At 45.1% G+C, this 18,926-nt stretch carries 14 protein-coding genes; all 14 read left to right on the top strand.

The window, feature by feature from the left end:
• Nucleotide 1: 1 nt before the first annotated feature.
• Nucleotides 2–1,759 (top strand): peptidoglycan D,D-transpeptidase FtsI family protein, encoded by a 1,758-nt coding sequence (locus J9B83_RS12325; protein ID WP_211537170.1) that lies wholly within the window; start codon nt 2–4, stop codon nt 1,757–1,759.
• Nucleotides 1,760–3,271 (top strand): UDP-N-acetylmuramoyl-L-alanyl-D-glutamate--2,6-diaminopimelate ligase, encoded by a 1,512-nt coding sequence (locus J9B83_RS12320; RefSeq protein ID WP_236037276.1) that lies wholly within the window; start codon nt 1,760–1,762, stop codon nt 3,269–3,271.
• Nucleotides 3,261–4,607, top strand: a complete 1,347-nt coding sequence (locus J9B83_RS12315) for a UDP-N-acetylmuramoyl-tripeptide--D-alanyl-D-alanine ligase (RefSeq protein ID WP_211537169.1) — start codon at nt 3,261–3,263, stop codon at nt 4,605–4,607. Before J9B83_RS12320 ends, J9B83_RS12315 begins: the two co-directional genes overlap by 11 nt.
• Before the next feature lie 14 nt (nt 4,608–4,621).
• Nucleotides 4,622–5,704 carry a phospho-N-acetylmuramoyl-pentapeptide-transferase gene (gene mraY / locus J9B83_RS12310; RefSeq protein ID WP_211537168.1) on the top strand — a complete coding sequence of 361 codons (1,083 nt, stop codon included), beginning with the start codon at nt 4,622–4,624 and terminating at the stop codon, nt 5,702–5,704.
• Nucleotides 5,705–5,714: 10 nt separating this feature from the next.
• Nucleotides 5,715–7,064, top strand: coding sequence for a UDP-N-acetylmuramoyl-L-alanine--D-glutamate ligase (murD, locus tag J9B83_RS12305; RefSeq protein ID WP_211537167.1), 1,350 nt, complete (start codon nt 5,715–5,717; stop codon nt 7,062–7,064).
• Nucleotides 7,061–8,302 (top strand): putative lipid II flippase FtsW, encoded by a 1,242-nt coding sequence (gene ftsW / locus J9B83_RS12300; protein WP_211537166.1) that lies wholly within the window; start codon nt 7,061–7,063, stop codon nt 8,300–8,302. The genes murD and ftsW overlap by 4 nt, the downstream gene beginning before the upstream one ends.
• Complete coding sequence (gene murG, locus J9B83_RS12295; protein ID WP_211537165.1) at nt 8,299–9,372, top strand: undecaprenyldiphospho-muramoylpentapeptide beta-N-acetylglucosaminyltransferase; 1,074 nt, start codon at nt 8,299–8,301, stop codon at nt 9,370–9,372. The genes ftsW and murG overlap by 4 nt, the downstream gene beginning before the upstream one ends.
• Entirely contained in the window at nt 9,369–10,790 is a 1,422-nt protein-coding gene (gene murC / locus J9B83_RS12290) for a UDP-N-acetylmuramate--L-alanine ligase (RefSeq protein ID WP_211537164.1), read from the top strand. Before murG ends, murC begins: the two co-directional genes overlap by 4 nt.
• Before the next feature lies 1 nt (nt 10,791).
• Nucleotides 10,792–11,745 carry a D-alanine--D-alanine ligase gene (locus J9B83_RS12285; RefSeq protein WP_211537163.1) on the top strand — a complete coding sequence of 318 codons (954 nt, stop codon included), beginning with the start codon at nt 10,792–10,794 and terminating at the stop codon, nt 11,743–11,745.
• Between the two features lie 42 nt (nt 11,746–11,787).
• Nucleotides 11,788–12,429, top strand: coding sequence for a cell division protein FtsQ/DivIB (locus J9B83_RS12280; RefSeq protein ID WP_328797735.1), 642 nt, complete (start codon nt 11,788–11,790; stop codon nt 12,427–12,429).
• A 74-nt stretch (nt 12,430–12,503) separates the two neighbouring features.
• The gene (gene ftsA, locus J9B83_RS12275; protein ID WP_211537161.1) at nt 12,504–13,778 is read left to right on the top strand and encodes a cell division protein FtsA; all 1,275 of its coding nucleotides are present in this window, start codon (nt 12,504–12,506) and stop codon (nt 13,776–13,778) included.
• A gap of 39 nt (nt 13,779–13,817) precedes the next feature.
• Entirely contained in the window at nt 13,818–15,044 is a 1,227-nt protein-coding gene (gene ftsZ / locus J9B83_RS12270; protein WP_211537160.1) for a cell division protein FtsZ, read from the top strand.
• Nucleotides 15,045–15,150: 106 nt separating this feature from the next.
• A complete protein-coding gene (gene lpxC / locus J9B83_RS12265; RefSeq protein ID WP_211537159.1) occupies nt 15,151–16,068 on the top strand; it encodes a UDP-3-O-acyl-N-acetylglucosamine deacetylase in 918 nt (305 codons plus the stop codon).
• A 145-nt stretch (nt 16,069–16,213) separates the two neighbouring features.
• Nucleotides 16,214–18,922 (top strand): preprotein translocase subunit SecA, encoded by a 2,709-nt coding sequence (secA, locus tag J9B83_RS12260; RefSeq protein ID WP_211537158.1) that lies wholly within the window; start codon nt 16,214–16,216, stop codon nt 18,920–18,922.
• The last annotated feature ends 4 nt before the right edge of the window (nt 18,923–18,926 follow it).

Raw genomic sequence — 18,926 nt, 5'->3', positions numbered from 1 at the left:
AATGGAAAATACTGTCCACACTCCCCGAAAATGGCGCTATGCATTCGTGTATGGTATCGCTCTATTATTATTTCTTGTGGCTGGTGGCCGCTTGTTTTATTTAACGGTCGTAGACAAGGCGTTTCTGCAGAATCAGGGCGAGATGCGTGCAGTAAGAACCGAGTCTATCCCTGCGACACGGGGAATGATTCTTGATCGACGTGGCGAGCCTCTAGCAGTCAGTACACCAACTTGGACAATTGTTGCAAACCCAAAAGCCTTATGGAAAATGCCACAGGATCCTTCGCAAGATCTTGGGCCAGAGCAAGAAATTAAACGTTTAGCAGAAGTGATGGGGGTGGGTCGTGCTTGGCTTCAAGAGCGCTTTGAAAGCAACAAAACCCGCTCTTTTATGTATTTAAGGCGTCAAATACCACCACACGAGGCCGACGCCATTATGGCAGCCAATGTGGTTGGAGTAACCAAAACCAAAGAATATAAGCGGTTTTACCCTGCTGCCGAAGTCGCGTCTCACGTTGTTGGTTTCACCAATATTGATGATAAGGGTCAAGAGGGAATAGAGCTTGCCTTTGACAAGGCTCTTGAAGGGCAACCTGGTAAACGTCGTTATGTTAAAGATTTAACGGGCAATATTATTCGCGGTGTGGGTGTTGATGAAGCGGAGCATCCTGGTGAAAACATCGAATTAAGTATTGATTTAAGGTTACAGTATTTAGCTTATCGTGAGCTTAAGGCTGCTGTGACCGAACATAGAGCTACGTCTGCATCTGCGGTGATTCTAGATGTGAAAACGGGTGAGATTTTAGCGATGGTGAATCAACCATCTTACAACCCTAATGACCGATCTAAGCTAGAATACGAAGAACTGCGAAATCGTGCGGTGATTGATTTGTTCGAACCTGGTTCCACGATGAAGCCATTTACTGTCGCCACCGCGCTCATGTCTGGGCAGTATACGACAGAAACCACAATTGATACCTCGCCTGGTTTTTTGCGCTTTGGGCGCTTTACAATTCGTGATGCAACGAATTACGGTGAAATGGATTTCGAGAAGCTCTTGATTAAATCCAGCAATGTTGGGGCGTCAAAAATTGCTCTGTCATTGCCGCAAGATGCGGTATGGAATATGGATTACGAGTTAGGCATTGGCTCAGCTGTGGGGATCGGTTTTCCCGGTGAAGCATCTGGTGTATTGCCTTCTCATCCCAAATGGCACCCTTCGGAAATTGCCACTTTATCTTATGGTTACGGCTTGTCCGTGTCGACTTTACAGCTTGCCCAGGCATATATGACCTTAGCGAATGGGGGCTATCGTGTTCCTGTTACTATTTTTAAACAAGATGTGGCTGCGGATGGCAAGCAAGTGATTCCTCATCAAGTTGCTCAAGATGTAGTGAAAATGATGGAGTCGGTGGTACAAAAAGGTTCCGGTAAAGCAGCGCAAATTCCTGGTTATCGAGTGGCTGGTAAAACGGGAACCGTACATAAAGTCGGGTCGAAAGGCTATGAATATGACCAATACATTGCTTTGTTTGCTGGCGTGGCGCCAGCGTCAAACCCAAGGCTGGCGATGGTTGTTATGGTGAATGACCCTAAAGGGCGTGAATACTACGGGGGAGAAGTGGCGGCTCCGGTTTTTTCCCGTGTTATGGAAAGTGCTTTAACCACGTTGAATATTTACCCCGATTTACCGGAAGGGTTAAGGGAAGTGCGTTTGGATGCTAAGAAAACGCCTTACCAAGTGGTGAAGGGGCCCTAAATGAGTCAACTTACCCGCACTCAGTTAAACGCGTTAGTAGCGAGCTTGCCAGGCAATAATAGTGTGAAGCGACATGTTAGCGCGATGAGTGCACACGCTACCATTGATGCGCCACAGGTTTACACGCATCTCGAAACAGACAGTCGTAAAGTTGATCCATATGGTATTTTCTTTGCTTTGCCTGGAGTGTCTTCTCACGGCTGGGATTACCTAGATGATGTGGTTGCTCTAGGGTGTCGTCTTGCCATTGTTCCTATGAACATTTCCGTCCAAAGAGATGATATAGAGCTGATTGCTGTACAAGACCCTGCGGCGCTTTTGGTGGCCTGTTTGCATAGATACTTTGGTCATATGCCGGCTCACATGGTAGCCGTTACTGGCACGAATGGTAAATCGTCAATTTGTTATTACATAGCCCAGTTGGCGAGTAATTTGGGCTGCAAAAGTGGCTTAGTGGGTACCTTTGGGGTGGGTCCTTTGTCCTCTTTAAAGGAGGCTACTCAAACGACACCTGATATTTTGTCGCTCCATCAAACGTTAATGAAGATGTCAGCGTCTGGCGTTGATTTCGTAGCTTTTGAAGCTTCTTCTCATGCGCTTGATCAAGGTCGCATAGAGGGTGTGCCATTTCAAACGGCTGTTTTTTCCAACTTATCCCGTGACCATCTTGATTACCACGGCGGTATGGAGAATTACGCTCATGCGAAGCGCCGTTTGTTTGCTTTTGACAGCGTTAAGCAATCGGTTATTTGTCTTGATGATGATTATGCGGATTTTATGGCGGCCGCTTGCTCTCAATCTGAGCGTTTGTATTACAGTGTATTCAATACCTCAGCGGATTTTTTCGTAAAAGACCTTTCTTTTGATGCCTCTGGGTGTCGTTTTATGCTCTGTCATCCAGGTGGTGGAACGCCTGTATGTTTGCCCTTGTTGGGTCAGTTTAATGTGCAAAATGCCTTGGCGGCTGTGGCGAGTTTGTGGCAGGACACAGTGGACAAACAGGCCTTGATCGATGGCTTATCCTTACTTCAAGGCGCGCCGGGTCGAATGGAGAAAGTTCAGCGTCCCAATGCACCCTTGGCGGTGATTGATTATGCTCATACCCCTGACGCTCTGGCGCTTGCTTTGCAAGCGTTAAAAGCTCATTCGAAAAACCGTGTGATTTGTGTTTTTGGTTGTGGTGGAGATAGAGACAGAGGTAAGCGACCAGAAATGATGGAGGCGGCGCTTAAATGGGCTGACCACGTTTGGTTGACGTCAGACAATCCACGTACGGAATCCATTGAGCAGATTTTTGCTGATACTTTAGCAGGCGTTAAGAAAGAAGCGGTTTATAGTTTTGAAGTCGATCGGCGTCGCGCTATTTCCCAAGCCATTTTGTCTGCATCGCCTGATGATATTGTGTTAATTGCTGGCAAAGGTCATGAAACATACCAAGATGTTCAAGGGGTTAAGCATTCTTTTGATGATAAAGAAGAGGCGCTAATTGCGATAGAGGCCTATGCTAATTAATTTGTTGTTGTCTGATATTGCGAATGCCTGTGATGGGCAGCTCGTTGGGCCAGATATTACTGTTTCTGAGGTGATTACTGACACGAGAGTTATTTTGCCGCAGGCATTGTTTGTCGCACTAAAAGGTGCGCGTTTTGATGGTCACGACTACGCTGTTAGTGCTGTTCAGCAAGGAGTGGTGGCTGTGTTGTGTGAGCGCGATTTGTCAGTGCCATCTTATATAAAGGTTGCTGATACGCAAGTAGCTTATGGTCGGCTCGCGCGATTAATGCGCGATGCGTTTTCAGGTCCTGTTGTTGCTATAACTGGCAGCAACGGTAAAACATCTGTAAAAGATTGGCTTGCACAGTCCCTTGATGACAGAAATGTGTTAAAAACACGCGCGAATTTGAATAATCAGATCGGTGTGCCTCAAACGATTCTGTCATTAAATGATCACCATGATGTCGCGGTAATAGAGGCGGGAACCAGCTTTACGGGTGAAATCGCCTTATTAGCTAATATTATCCATCCCGATATTGTTATTTTGACCAATGCCAGCGGCAGTCATTTTGAAGGTCTTGGTGGATTAGAAAACATTGCCATTGAGAAAGGGTGTTTGTTATCTGGCGCTACTGAAGAAGCGTTGTTGATACTAAATGCAGATGATGCCTACTTTGATTATTGGTGTGGTTTGGCGAGTGGTCGACAGATTTGGTCCTTCGGTTTTAGTGATCAAGCAACGCTTTATGCATCGGAGTTGAGTCTAGGAGCTGAGTCTAGTCAGGCTCTATTTCATTTTAAAGGTCAAAGTGTCGGAGTTACGGTGGCGGGTGCTGGAAAGCATCAAATAGCGAATGGGATGGCGGTTGTACTCGCTTTGGTTGGTTTAGGCATGGCATTTGAAATTGCCGTTGAGAAATTATCTCAGCCTGTGTTGGTTTCTGGTCGTCTAGAGCGTCGTGTTACAAAAAATGGCGCCTTGTTAATTGACGATTGTTACAATGCGAGTCCAACGTCTGTCCAGGCGGCCATCGATGTACTGGTGATGCAACCAGTAAAGCAGACTTGGTTTATTTTGGGGGCGTTGGGGGAACTGGGTTCTCAACGTGACGATATTCATCACCAGATAGGCGTTTATGCTCAAGAGCAAGGCGTTTCTCATTTGATATGTGTGGGGCATGTTGCTGGTATTGCTGGTAAGGCATTTGAGGCGAAAGGCGGTTGTGCTGTTTTTTGTGATACTCATGCTGACGCGGCCGAAAAAGTTCGTTATTTGGATAAACAAAACGCCATTTTGGTCAAGGGGTCACGCTCGGCTAAAATGGAAACTGTCATTGAAGCGCTAATACACTAGGATAACACCGTCAAATGTTACTTCTGCTAACGTCTTACTTAAGTGAGTACCACACATTTTTTACTGTTTTTAACTATTTGTCTCTAAGGGCAATTTTAGGTGTATTGACTGCGCTTGCGATTTCTTTGTTGATCGGAGGTAAAGTGATTGTCATGTTGCAGCGTATGCAAATTGGGCAAGCGGTTCGTGATGATGGCCCTCAAACACACTTAGCAAAAGCAGGCACGCCAACCATGGGTGGCGCCCTGATTATATTTTCGATTGCCGTAAGCACTCTTCTATGGGGGGATTTAAGTAATCAATATGTGTGGGTTGTACTTTTGGTGATGCTTTCATTTGGTCTAGTAGGCTGGGTGGACGACTATCGTAAAGTGGTTGAAAAGAATCCTAGAGGCTTGCCTGGGCGTTGGAAATATTTTTGGCAAAGCGTATTTGGTTTGATGGCTGCATTTTATTTGTATTACACCGCCAGTACGCCTGCAGAAACAGCGCTTATTGTTCCCCTGTTTAAAGATGTTGCGATTCCATTAGGACTGTTTTTTGTTGTCTTGACGTATTTTGTTATCGTTGGCACCAGTAACGCGGTGAATTTAACCGATGGTTTAGATGGGCTGGCTATTTTGCCAACTGTATTGGTGGGTGGTGCTTTAGGTGTATTTGCCTACCTGACAGGGAATATTCGATTCGCCGATTACTTATTGATCCCATATGTACATGGTACGGGTGAGTTGCTGGTTTTTTGTGCCGCTTTGGCTGGCGCTGGGTTAGGGTTCTTGTGGTTCAATACTTATCCAGCTCAAATCTTTATGGGTGATGTCGGTTCGTTAGCCTTGGGTGCGGCCCTAGGTGTAATTGCTGTGATCGTTCGCCAAGAGCTGGTCTTATTTATTATGGGTGGAGTTTTTGTTATGGAAACTGTGTCTGTAATCTTACAAGTAGCGTCCTACAAATTGACTAAACGACGAATTTTTCGAATGGCACCCATCCACCATCATTTTGAATTAAAAGGCTGGGCCGAGCCAAAAGTTATTGTTCGCTTTTGGATCATCACCGTGTGTCTTGTTTTAGTGGGTTTTGCCACATTAAAAGTACGTTAGGAGTAGCTTGATGTCGTTGATCGGGTCAGATCGGATAAGAGCCGTTGTCGGCTTGGGGGCGACGGGCCTTTCCTGTGTACGGTTTCTAGCCAGCAAAGGGCTGGACTTTTTTGTGGTGGATTCACGTGAGTGTCCACCAGGCTTAGAAGAAGCGAAGAAGTATTGCTCGGAATCAAAAATTTATACAGGTGACTTGGACATTCTTGAAACCTTAGGAGTGACTGAGTTGTTTGTCAGTCCCGGTATTGCTCTTAGTACTCCTGTTTTAGCTCGCTTGGCCGAACGTGGTGTGGTGATGCGGGGAGATATTGATTTATTTTGTGATTATGCAGACGCGCCTTTTGTTGCCATCACGGGGTCCAATGCCAAAAGTACGGTCACTACTTTGGTGGCTTTGTTACTGCAAGCTTGCGGCAAAAATGCCAAAGCAGGCGGCAACCTCGGGTTACCCGCCCTGGATTTATTGGCGGCTGGCACAGACTATTACGTGCTTGAGTTGTCCAGTTTTCAGCTAGAAACCACCCATGCTTTAAAAGCGGATTTGGCTTGTTTATTGAACGTGTCAGAAGACCATATGGATCGTTACAAAGATCTGTATGAATATCAAAGAGTAAAACAAAAAGTTTATCGCGGTTGCAAGGCCGCTGTTTGCAATAAGCAAGATATCCTCACCGCGCCCTTGTTGCCAGAAGGGGTGCCTGTTCGAGCTTTCACGACCAAAAGCCCAGATTTAAAAGAGTTTGGTATGCTTAAGGACAGCGACGGTGCTTGGTTGTGTCGTGGTGTCGAGCGGCTTTATCATACTTCCCAAATCAAGCTCCAAGGTTCTCATAATCACGCCAATGTGTTGGCATCATTGGCTATACTTGAACTGCTTGGTCAAGATTTAAAGCAATCCGCTATCGCGCAAGTGTTGGCAGAATTTTCTGGTCTTCCCCATCGTTGTGAAACAGTGCGAGTTTTTAATGGCACGACCTATATTAATGACTCTAAAGGTACCAACGTGGGGGCGACACTGGCTGCTCTCGAAGGGCTTGCTTCACCAAGCCAAAAAAATATCTTGCTTATTGCTGGTGGTGACGGAAAGGGAGCTGACTTTCGCCCTCTGTCTAAGCCTATTAATGACCATGTTCGAACCTTATATTTATTTGGTAAAGACGCCAAGCGCATTGCTGCGGTGGCTCCTTCAGCGACGCTCGTAAAGGAATTTGAGAGTTTGGACGAGATTCTTATTGATATTGCTAAAAGCGCTGCTCAAGGAGACATTGTGTTGTTTTCTCCTGCTTGCGCTAGTTTGGACATGTATCAAAACTATGAGAAGCGTGGCGAGCACTTTGCTGGTTTGGTTAAAGCATTATGACTTTTCTGCGATTTTTTGAGCGTGTCTCTTTTCGCGAGTTTACACAGGTTGATAAAACTTTTTTAGCGTCAATGATTTTAATATTGGCGCTGGGACTAGTGATGGTGGCCAGTGCGTCTGTTTCTGTTTCTGAAGATGTTCATGGCCACCCTTATTTCTTTATGGCTAGGCAGAGTTTTTACCTCTTATTGGGGGGAGGATTCGGCTGGATATTATTGTCTTTGCCTACTCAGCATTTACAGCGCTGGGGAGTGTGGATGATGCTTTTTTCACTGTTATTGTTAATTCTTGTGTTGGTTCCAGGAATAGGTAAAAGCGTTAATGGCAGTCGTCGTTGGATTAATTTAGTCGTCTTTAACTTACAAGCTTCTGAAGTCGCCAAAGTTTGCATGGTGGTGTATGTGTCTGGCTATTTGGTGCGAAGAGCGGATCGAGTCCGTCAGAGTTTTGTCGGCTTCATAATGCCCTTGTTTGTGTGTATTGCCTTCTTGCTTTTCTTATTATTAGAGCCAGATTTTGGTGCTTCCGTGGTGCTGTTAGGTACAGTGATGGTGTTGTTGTTCTTAGCCGGTGCTCCCTTGTATCAGTTCCTTTTGTTGTTAGCGGGCGCTGTGCTGATGTTGGGCTTGGTTGCTGTGTCTGCAAGTTATCGAATGAAGCGCCTGATGAACTTTGTTGATCCTTGGGCAGATCCTTTCAATGAAGGGTATCAGTTAAGTCAGGCTCTGATTGCTTACGGTCGAGGTGAGTGGTTTGGGTTGGGGTTGGGTAACAGTGTTCAAAAGTTATCTTATTTACCTGAAGCTCATACCGATTTTGTTTTTTCTATTTGGGTAGAGGAGACAGGTATGCTTGGTGGTTTGGTGTTAATTTTATTGTTCGCCGTCATGTTGTTTCGAGCATTTAAAATTGGCCATCGTGCCATGTCTTTGTCGCGTCCTTTTGCCGGTTATATGTGTTTTGGTTTTTCCATCCTCATTTTGGCTCAAGTTATCATTAATATAGGTGTTAATACTGGCTTTTTGCCAACTAAAGGACTGACATTGCCTTTAATTAGTTATGGCGGTAGCAGTCTAATTATTACTTTGGGTAGTTTGTTTGCTATCGCGAGAGTTGACATTGAAAACCGTCGAGGTGAGCAAGCGCTTGAGTCGAATGAAAACTCAGATTTTGAGCAAAACGAGAACATTAATGAAAGTGACTTTATAGAAAGTGACTATAAAGAGAGCACGGTATGAGTAAAGTCAAAAAAGTCATCATAATGGCTGGTGGTACCGGTGGTCATATTTACCCAGCCTTGGCTTGTGCAGAGCAATTTCGAGAGGAAGGGCTTGCTGTGCAGTGGCTGGGGTCAAAAGGTGGGATGGAAGAAGATTTGGTGCCTAAATTCGATATTCCTTTACACGCCTTGTCGATCAAAGGGGTGAGAGGGAAAGGGGTGTTGGGGTTACTAGCCGCTCCCTTTCGTATCGTTCGCGCAATAGGCCAAGCGGTTGCGGTACTGAAAAGAGAGCGCCCAGACGTAGTATTAGGAATGGGTGGTTTTGTTGCTGGTCCAGGAGGTGTGGCTGCGCGATTGCTGGGAATTCCACTGGTGATTCATGAGCAAAATGCAGTGGCTGGGACGACTAATTCCTTGTTGGCTAAAATCGCCAACGTGCAACTGCAGGCATTCGATGGTGTCTTAAAGCAAGGGTTAACGGTAGGTAATCCTGTTCGACGTGACATCTTGGTCCAACCAATACGTGCACCCAGAGAGAATGTAGCAAGACCATTAAGGCTCTTAGTAGTGGGTGGGAGTTTAGGGGCGAAAGCCATTAATGACTTGATTCCTGATGTGTTGGCACATTGGCCGCTGTCTGCACGTCTAGATGTGTGGCATCAAACAGGAAAGCGTCATTACGACTCGGTTGCGTCGCGCTATGACGATGCGAATGTTGAAGCCCGTGTTGAACCTTACATAGATAATATGGATCAGGCATATTATTGGGCCGATGTGGTTTTGTGTCGCGCCGGTGCAATGACAGTGAGTGAGCTGGCTATTGTTGGGGTGCCTTCTATTTTAGTGCCTTATCCCCATGCGATTGACGATCACCAAACACAAAATGCACGCTCCCTCGAAGCCGCTGGTGCGGCGCGCTTGTTGCCACAAACGCAATTATCTTGTGCAAGCATCACGTCATTGCTGACAGATTTTGTGGACAGCAATGATACTCTATTAAAAATGGGCGAGCATGCTCGCGGTATTGCTCGTCCTAATGCAACACAAGATGTTGTTGCTCATTGTTTAAGGTTGATAGCATCATGATCGATTACAAATCTCAATACGACATTCCCACCATGCGCCGTATTCAAAATATTCATTTTATCGGCATTGGTGGCGTGGGTATGTGTGGTATCGCTGAGGTGTTGCACAATCAAGGCTATCAGGTATCCGGCTCGGATTTGAAACCCTCTTCAACTACGGAGCGTCTGGAAGAGTTGGGGATTAAAATCTATTTAGGTCATCTTGAAGAAAATGTTTACGATGCCCACGTTATTGTTGTATCGACGGCCATTAATGAACAAAACCCCGAAATTATGTGGGGTAAAGACAACCGTATTCCGATCGTGCGACGTGCGGAAATGCTGGCGGAACTTATGCGTTATCGCCATGGCATTGCAGTAGCGGGTACTCATGGTAAGACCACGACGACAAGTTTGATGGCCTCCATTTTAGCCGCTACCGGCGAAGCGCCAACGTTTGTGATTGGTGGGAGACTTACCAGTGCAGGCGCTAATGCTCAGCTTGGTAACAGTGCATATTTGGTCGCTGAAGCCGACGAAAGTGATGCGTCGTTTTTGCACTTACAACCGCAAACCGTCATTGTGACCAACATTGATGAAGATCACATGGACACATATGGCGGTGATTTTGAGAAAGTAAAACACACTTTTGTGGAGTTCATACACAACTTACCTTTTTATGGTTTGGCGGTGCTGTGCGTGGATGATGCAAATGTTCGAGACATATTGCCGTCATTGAGTCGCCCTGTTTTAACTTACGGCATTGAGCAAGAAGCGGATTTTTATGCTACAGACATAGTGCAAACTGGTCGATATTGTGAGTTTTTAGCTCATCGACCTGAAGGCGAGCCGCTGAAAATTCGTCTGCCTATGCCTGGTATACACAACGTCTTGAATGCTCTGGCGACCATTGCTGTATCAACGGATTTGGGTGTGAGTGCTGTGGCGATTCAAGCAGGTTTAATGGGTTTTGAAGGGGTAGGGCGTCGTTTCCAAGAGCAGCCACCCCTTGCGTTGCCAGGCGGCGATGAGGTGATGTTTGTTGACGACTACGGCCACCATCCGAGCGAGGTGCTTGCGACGATTAAAGCCATTCGTGCTGGTTGGCCAGAAAAACGCTTAGTGATGGTATACCAACCTCATCGTTATACTCGAACCAGAGATTTGTACGAAGATTTTGTGCGTGTGCTGTCTCAAGTCGATGTGCTGCTTTTACTAGAGGTGTATGCTGCCGGTGAAGCGCCAATAAATGGCGCTGATAGTCGTTCCCTGTGTGGCAGTATTCGCCAGCGAGGTAATGTAGACCCAGTTCATATTGGCAGTGAATCGGAATTGCGCTCTATTTTGAACAACGTATTGCGAAAAGGCGATTTGTTGATAACGCAAGGGGCTGGCGATATTGGTCAGGTGTCTAAAACATTATCAGCGAGTGGAATTTGATATGGCCAACACATTAAAAGAAGCGGTTATTGTTGTGGTTTACGGTGGTCGCTCTGCTGAGCGTGAGGTGTCTTTGCAAAGTGGCCCTTTGGTTGCAAAGGGTTTAAGAGCAAAAGGTTATAAGGTGGTTGAACTAGACCTCTATGGTCCTGATGCCGCTTCTGATCCTATTGCTCAGTTACAGTCGATCAGTTTTGATCTTGCTTTTATTGCACTGCATGGTGGCGAAGGTGAGGATGGTCGTGTACAGGCCTTACTTGAAATGCTGGGCAAACCTTATACGGGTAGCTCGCCGTTATCCTGCGGATTGGCGATGGATAAAGTACTAACCAAGCGCTTTTGGCAAGGAATAGGTATTCCAACTCCAGCGTTCTTGTCTTTTGTTGGACGCGTGGACGCTGAACTTATTGAATCAACCATGTCGTACCCGGTGATCGTCAAACCGTCCCGTGAAGGTTCTACCATAGGCATTAATAAAGCGTCGAATCGGGAAGAGCTTGATCGTGCTTTGATAAGTGCTTTGGAATATGACTCAGATGTGCTGGTAGAAGAATTTGTTGATGGTGCTGAATACACTATTACGATTTTAGGTGACGTGGCCTATCCGCCGATAGGTTTGAAACCAGCTCCAGAGCATCAGCTTTATGACTACGACGCTAAATATCTCGCGGATGATACCCAATATTTGCTGCCGTGTGGTTTATCTGATGATGATGAAAACGAGTTGCAAAAGTTGTCCCTCGAAGCTTATCAATCTTTAGGGTGTTCAGGTTGGGGGCGTGTCGACGTTATGCGTGATCGAGCAGGGCGTTTTTGGGTGCTAGAAGTTAACACAGCGCCGGGTATGACGTCACACAGTTTGGTGCCAATGGCCGCGGAGTTCGTGGGGGTTGACTATGCGTCTTTGGTGGAAAAAATCGCCATAGATGCATTTACCAAGGGTACGTGTGATTAATCGATGAGACTCATTGCGCTATTTGGAGCTCTATTGTTAATAGTGGCGGCTTTTTTTCAAGGCGATGACTCATCTGAAGAGTGGTTTGCCATTGAGAAAGTCGAAATTCAAGGTGACTTGGAATACACCACGCACGCTGCTTTAGAGTCTGAGTACGTGGCTTTTCTCGGCCGTAGTTTACTTAGTGTGTCTTTGTCTGAAGTGTTGTCTTCCGTTTTGTCATCAGAGTGGGTGCAGAGTGCAGAGATTCGTAAAGTTTGGCCAAATACCTTGCAGATACTTGTTCATGAGCATACTCCCCTCGCATACTGGCGTAATGGGCAGCTGATATCCACTTCGGCGGATATTATTTCCCCTAGAAGGGTACCGGAATTGCCGCTTACTCATTTACATGGTCCTGAAGATGCTAGCGATATCGTACTTGAGCAGTTTGGTTTGGTGAGTCAAGTATTGTCTTCTTCTACTCTAAAAGTCTCTGTGCTAACGCTTGAACCGAGAGGGGCGTGGCGAATCACGTTTGCTAACGGTATTGAGGTTAAGCTTGGCCGTGATGATATTTTAGAGCGATTACAAAGGTTTATAGCCGTGTATGAAAGTGATTTATCGGGTAGAATGGGGCTTATTGATTCTGTTGATGCTCGTTATCCTCATGGGGTGGCGGTAAGTTGGAAAGAAAATAAATGATATTGGCCTAATTGTTGCTTTTTCATACAAGACGTAGGCCATATCAACATAATATGTAATGCCGGGAAGGTAAAATGATAGTCGGTTTGGATGTAGGCACATCAAAAGTTATCTGCTTGGTTGGTGAAGTTCTGGCTGATGGAAGTTTGGAAATTGTTGGCATAGGCTCTCATACCTCAAAGGGTATGAAGCGTGGTGTTGTTATTAACATCGAATCAACAGTTCAGTCCATTCAAAGAGCCGTTGAAGAGGCGGAGCTAATGGCAGGGTGCAACATTCACTCAGTGTATGTCAGTGTTGCCGGAAGCCATGTTCGCAGTTTAAATTCGCATGGCATTGTTGCGGTCAAAAATGGTGAAGTACGTGAAGAAGATATAGAGCGAGTCATCGATGCTGCTCAGGCTGTGCCTATCTCATCTGACCAGCGTGTATTGCACATTTTACCGCAGGAATATCACATAGACTCACAAGAAGGTATCAAGGATCCTCTTGGTATGTCTGGTGTGAGATTAGAAGCTAATGTTCATCTTATTTCAGGCGCGGTTAATGCCGTGATGAATGTTGAGAAATGTATCAAGCGTTGTGGTTTGGGTGTTGATGGGGTGATTTTATCCCAGCTTGCTTCTAGTCAGTCTTCTCTTGGAGAAGATGAAAAAGATTTAGGGGTGTGCCTAGTAGACATTGGTGCGGGAACATCGGATATCGCAGTTTGGATTGATGGTGCTTTGCATCACACGGCAGTTTTGCCTGTTGCGGGTGATCAGGTGACTAACGATATTTCTATGGCTTTACGAACACCGACCCAACATGCAGAAGAAATTAAAATTAAATACGCTTGTGCAATGTCATCAATGACATCCTCTGATCAAATGTTGCAGGTGCCCAGTGTCGGGGATAGGCAGCCTAGACCTATCACTCGTCAAGCTTTGACGGAAGTTGTTGAAGCTAGATACGAAGAAATTTATACCTTAATTTTAGATGAGTTAAGGCGCAGTGGTTACGCAGAGAGAATCCCTGCAGGTATTGTTGTTACTGGAGGGGCTTCGCTTATTGAAGGCGCTACAGAGCTGGCTGAAAAGGTATTTCAAATGCCAGTTAGACTATCTTTGCCAGATTGTGCTAAAGGAATGTCTGATATTGTCGATAACCCTATATATTCAACAGGCGTTGGTTTATTGGTTTATGGAAGTAAAGAAGCTGAGGTGACAACAGAAGTTTCCAAGCAAACAATGTCCAAGACACAAATTAAACGAGAAGCATCCATTCTGGCTCCTAAGGAAATCGGGTCATCCTTCAATGCAGCGAAGGCATGGCAGAATGTAAAACACTGGTTTCAGAGTTATTTTTAATCAGAATTGGTTGTAAATTTATTGAGGAGCGATGAGCCCATGAATGTCTTTGACTTAGCCGAAGATAATTTGTCAGACAATGCCGTCATAAAAGTGATTGGTGTTGGTGGCGGTGGCGGTAATGCAGTCCGCCACATGCTGGAGAACAGACTAGAAGGTGTGGAGTTTATTTGTGCCAATACTGATTCAAAAGCATTGATCGGTTTTGAAACAGGTGTTTCTTTGCAGTTAGGGTCGACTATAACAAAAGGTTTGGGCGCTGGCGCTAACCCTGAAGTCGGCCGAGATTCTGCGCTAGAAGACCAAGAAAAGATCACTCAGCTTTTGACTGGGGCTGATATGGTCTTTATTACCGCTGGAATGGGGGGTGGTACAGGTACAGGTGCCGCACCGGTTATTGCAAAGGTCGCACGAGAGCTGGGTATTTTAACGGTTGCTGTTGTGACCAAGCCTTTTCCGTTTGAAGGTCGTCGTCGTGCACGTGTTGCCGAAGATGGTGTTAAAGAATTGCGCGAAAACGTCGATTCATTAATTACAGTGCCGAACGAGCGCTTGCTCCCAGTATTAGGGAAAAACATCACTTTGCTGAAAGCCTTTGGTGAAGCAAACAATGTTTTGTTCAATGCGGTTCAAGGTATTACCGATTTGATTATGCGTCCGGGTTTGATCAACGTCGATTTTGCGGATGTAAGAACAGTCATGTCTGAAATGGGTATGGCAATGATGGGGACAGGATCTGCTTCTGGTGAAGACCGAGCAAGAGTGGCGGCTGAAGCGGCTATTCACAACCCATTGTTAGAAGACATCAATCTTAGAGGGGCTCGCGGTGTATTGGTGAACATCACCGCCAACGAAGAAGTTGGTTTGTCTGAGTTTACAGAGGTTGGTGGCATTATCGAAGAATATGCTTCTGAAGACGCAACTGTCGTTATTGGTTGTGCGATTGACCCAAGTGTTGGTGATGAGATGCGAGTCACTGTAGTTGCCACGGGTCTAGAAGGTCGATCTAGTATTGAAGTACAAGCGGCGGTAGGTTCGAGTGTTGTTTCTCAGCCAGCGGCCCCAAAAGTTGAGCAAAACGTTGAAACGAATACCGCTAAAATGACTGTTGCTCAACCTCAGCAGCCTTCGCCTAGTTCGAAAGTTGAAGTGGTAGAAAAGAGCTTGGAAGAGAAGAAAGAATCGGTAGATTCTTCATCGGCAACAAGCAGTGATAAGTTATCGTATTTGGACATTCCGGCCTTTTTGCGTCGTCAAGCTGACTAGTTTGAGTAAAAACGATGCAATATATAAGTGTCAGATTGTATAAAAAATGTCTTATTGATATTATTTAGTAATGAATAGTATCCAGTCATAAAAATGTAGGAATATAATGGTACGCCAACACACACTTAAGAACATTATTCGAGCAACTGGGGTGGGTCTACATTCAGGTGAAAAAGTGTATCTAACGCTTAAGCCTGCGCCCGTAAATACCGGTATCGTATTTGTTCGTACCGACTTGGATCCAGTTGTAGAGATTCATGGTGACGCACGAGCAGTTGGGTCAACAAATTTTGCGACGGCTTTATGTCAGGGTGATGTGAAGGTAAGTACCGTAGAGCATTTGTTGTCTGCGATGGCTGGTTTGGGTGTCGACAACGCTTATGTAGAAGTCAGTGCAAGCGAGATTCCATTGATGGATGGCAGCGCTAGCCCTTTTGTTTTTCTTTTGCAATCTGCCGGTCTTGAAGCGCAAAGCGCGCCTAAGAAGTTTATTCGAGTTAAAAAACCGATTCGAGTGGATGAGGGTGACAAATACGCAACGCTTGAGCCGCACTCAGGATTTCGGCTGTCATTCACGATTGATTTTGAACACCCAGCTATCGGAGAAGACGTTCAAAGTACCTCTTTCGATTTCTCAACCACAACGTTTGTAAAAGAGATTAGCCGAGCAAGAACGTTTGGGTTTATGAAGGATCTTGAATACTTCAAAAACAACAATCTTGCACGTGGTGCGAATATGGAAAATGCGATCGTTTTAGATGATTATCGCGTTTTAAATGATGAAGGATTGCGTTACCGAGATGAGCTAGTACGACACAAAGTGCTAGACGCTATTGGTGATTTGTACTTACTGGGTCATAGTTTGATAGGTGAGTATAAAGCTTATAAGTCAGGTCATGCTTTGAACAACAAACTTTTGCTAGCCTTGCTTGAGCATCAAGATGCTTGGGAGTATGTTGTATTCGAGGACGAAACTCAGACCAACCCAATTTCTTATGTTGAGCCTGCATTTGTAGGTGCTTAAGCAGCTGATTGTTTCTTGATCGTATTACAAAAAACCAGACTTTATGTCTGGTTTTTTTGTATCTAGGTCCTTGTTATTTCATGTTTTGTCACACATTACCATGATAGACTATCTTTCATTACTAATTGGCTACGTTGAATTCAAGATGTTAGGAACTGTAATTAAAAAAATTGTCGGCACAAAGAATGACCGAGAAGTTAAACGATTCAGAAAAGTCGTTACTCAGATTAATAAATTAGAAGACGCTTTCAAAGCCCTCTCAGATGATGATTTGACCGCAAAGACGGGCGAGTTCAGAGAGCGCTTTGCAAATGGCGAAACATTGAATGCGCTCTTGCCTGAGGCCTTCGCACTTGTTCGTGAAGGCAGTAGTCGTGTAATGAATATGCGCCACTTCGACGTTCAGCTCATCGGTGGAATGGTGCTAAATGAAGGTAGAATCGCCGAAATGCGTACCGGTGAAGGTAAAACGCTGGTGGCTACTTTAGCCGTATATCTGAATGCGTTATCTTCTAAAGGTGTCCACGTTGTTACAGTGAATGATTACTTGGCGAAACGTGATGCTAACTGGATGCGCCCGCTTTATGAGTTTTTGGACATGAGCGTTGGAGTGGTGTTCTCTGGTCAAGACCGAGAAGATAAAAAAGCCGCTTACCTGTGCGACATCACCTACGGTACTAATAATGAATTCGGTTTTGATTATCTCCGTGACAACATGGTCTTTCGCTTAGAAGATCGTGTGCAAAGAGACTTAAACTTCTCTGTGGTTGATGAGGTTGACTCTATATTGATTGATGAGGCAAGAACGCCTCTTATTATTTCTGGTGCAGTGGAAGACAGCTCTGAGCAATATAGAAAAATCAATCTTTTAGCGCCTTTGTTGGTAAAGCATATCGAGGCTGAGGAAGGCAAAGAAGGCCAATCAGGGCATTATGTCTTCGATGAATCACAGCGTAGCATCGAGTTGACAGAAGAAGGTCACTCCTTTGTAGAGAATTGGCTGGTTGAGCAAGAAATGCTCGTGGAAGGTGAAAGTCTTTACGCGGCAGGTAATTTGTCTTTGCTTCATCATGTTCATGCGTGTCTAAAGGCCCATGTGATATTCAAAAAGAACATTGATTACGTTATCCAAGGTGATCAGATTGTTATTGTCGATGAGCATACGGGCCGAACTATGGTCGGTCGTCGTTGGTCTGAAGGCATTCATCAAGCGGTTGAAGCAAAAGAAGGTGTGACCATTCAAGCCGAGAGCCAAACGCTCGCTTCAACCACTTTCCAGAATTATTTCCGCTTGTACGATAAATTGTCAGGAATGACGGGGACAGCGGATACGGAGGCGTTTGAATTTCAGCAGATTTATGGTTTGTCTGTGATCGTAATTCCAACAAATCGTCAGGTTCAACGTAAGGACTTTAACGATTTAATTTACATGACAACCGAAGATAAATTTGAGGCCATTGTACTCGATATAGAAGATATCGTGAAGCAGGGTCGCCCTGTGCTAGTAGGCACGGCATCTATTGAATATTCGGAACTATTGTCAAACTACCTAAACAAAAAGAACATTAAGCACAACGTGTTGAATGCAAAGCAGCATGAGCGAGAAGCAGAAATTGTTGCGGATGCGGGTCGTCCAGGGGCAGTAACTATTGCAACCAACATGGCTGGTCGTGGGACAGACATTGTGTTAGGTGGCAACTTACAAGTTGAAATTGCTCAGTTAGGCGATTCCGCCAGTGAGCAGCAAATTGAAGCATTAAAAGCAGATTGGGTTTCACGAAATGAGTCTGTTTTAGCGGCGGGCGGTTTACACATTATAGGTACTGAGCGCCATGAATCACGTCGTATTGATAACCAATTGCGTGGTCGTGCTGGTCGACAAGGTGATGTAGGTTCATCGCGTTTTTACTTGTCTCTTGAAGATAACCTAATGCGAATTTTCATGTCTGACCGCATTAAAAAAATGATGATGGCGTTGGGCATGGAAAAAGGCGAAGCCATCGAGCATAAAATGGTTTCCAATGCCATTGAGAAAGCGCAGCGCAAGGTTGAGGGACGCAACTTCGACATTCGTAAGCAGCTATTAGAATACGATGATGTTGCCAACGACCAGCGTCAAGTGATCTATCGTCAGCGTTTCGACATGATGGTGTCTGATGACTTGTCTGAAGCAATCTCCGCCATGCGTGAAGAAGTTGTAACAGGTTTGGTTGATGAGTTTATTCCGCCACAAAGTATTTTTGATATGTGGGATCTGGAAGGCTTGGAAGAAAAAGCTCGAAATGAATTTTCCTTGGAATTGCCTGTTTCTAAATGGGTTGAGGAAGACAAGAAACTCTTTGAAGAACCGCTGCGCCAGAAAATACTGGATGCCTTCGTGGACGATTACAAAGCGAAAGAAGCCATTGCTGGTGAGCAGCCATTTAGAGCATTCGAGAAACAGGTTCTTCTTCAAGTATTAGATACCCTATGGAAAGAGCATCTTCAAACGATGGACATGCTGAGACAAGGTATTCATTTACGCGGTTATGCGCAAAAGAACCCCAAACAAGAGTATAAGCGTGAGTCGTTTGAGCTGTTCCAGGGGTTATTGGAACAAATTAAATACGAAGTTATTCAGGTTATTTCACGTGTGAAAGTTCAATCTGCTGAAGAAGCTGAAAAAATTCAAGAAGCACGTAAAAAACTCGAAGAAAAAACCACCATGAGCATGGTTCACGATACAGCCAATACGCTATCAGGTGAGTCTGAAGAAGCTAACCTTGCTGATGAATATCCTAAGGTGGGTCGAAATGAGCCTTGCCCTTGTGGGTCTGGCAAAAAATACAAACAATGTCATGGTCGTCTTGTTTAAAGGA

This window comes from Marinomonas vulgaris, assembly GCF_018145875.1.
Lineage (GTDB): Bacteria > Pseudomonadota > Gammaproteobacteria > Pseudomonadales > Marinomonadaceae > Marinomonas > Marinomonas vulgaris.
The sequence above is the reverse complement of the archived record's forward strand: the minus strand, read 5'-3'. Positions and strand labels throughout refer to the sequence as shown.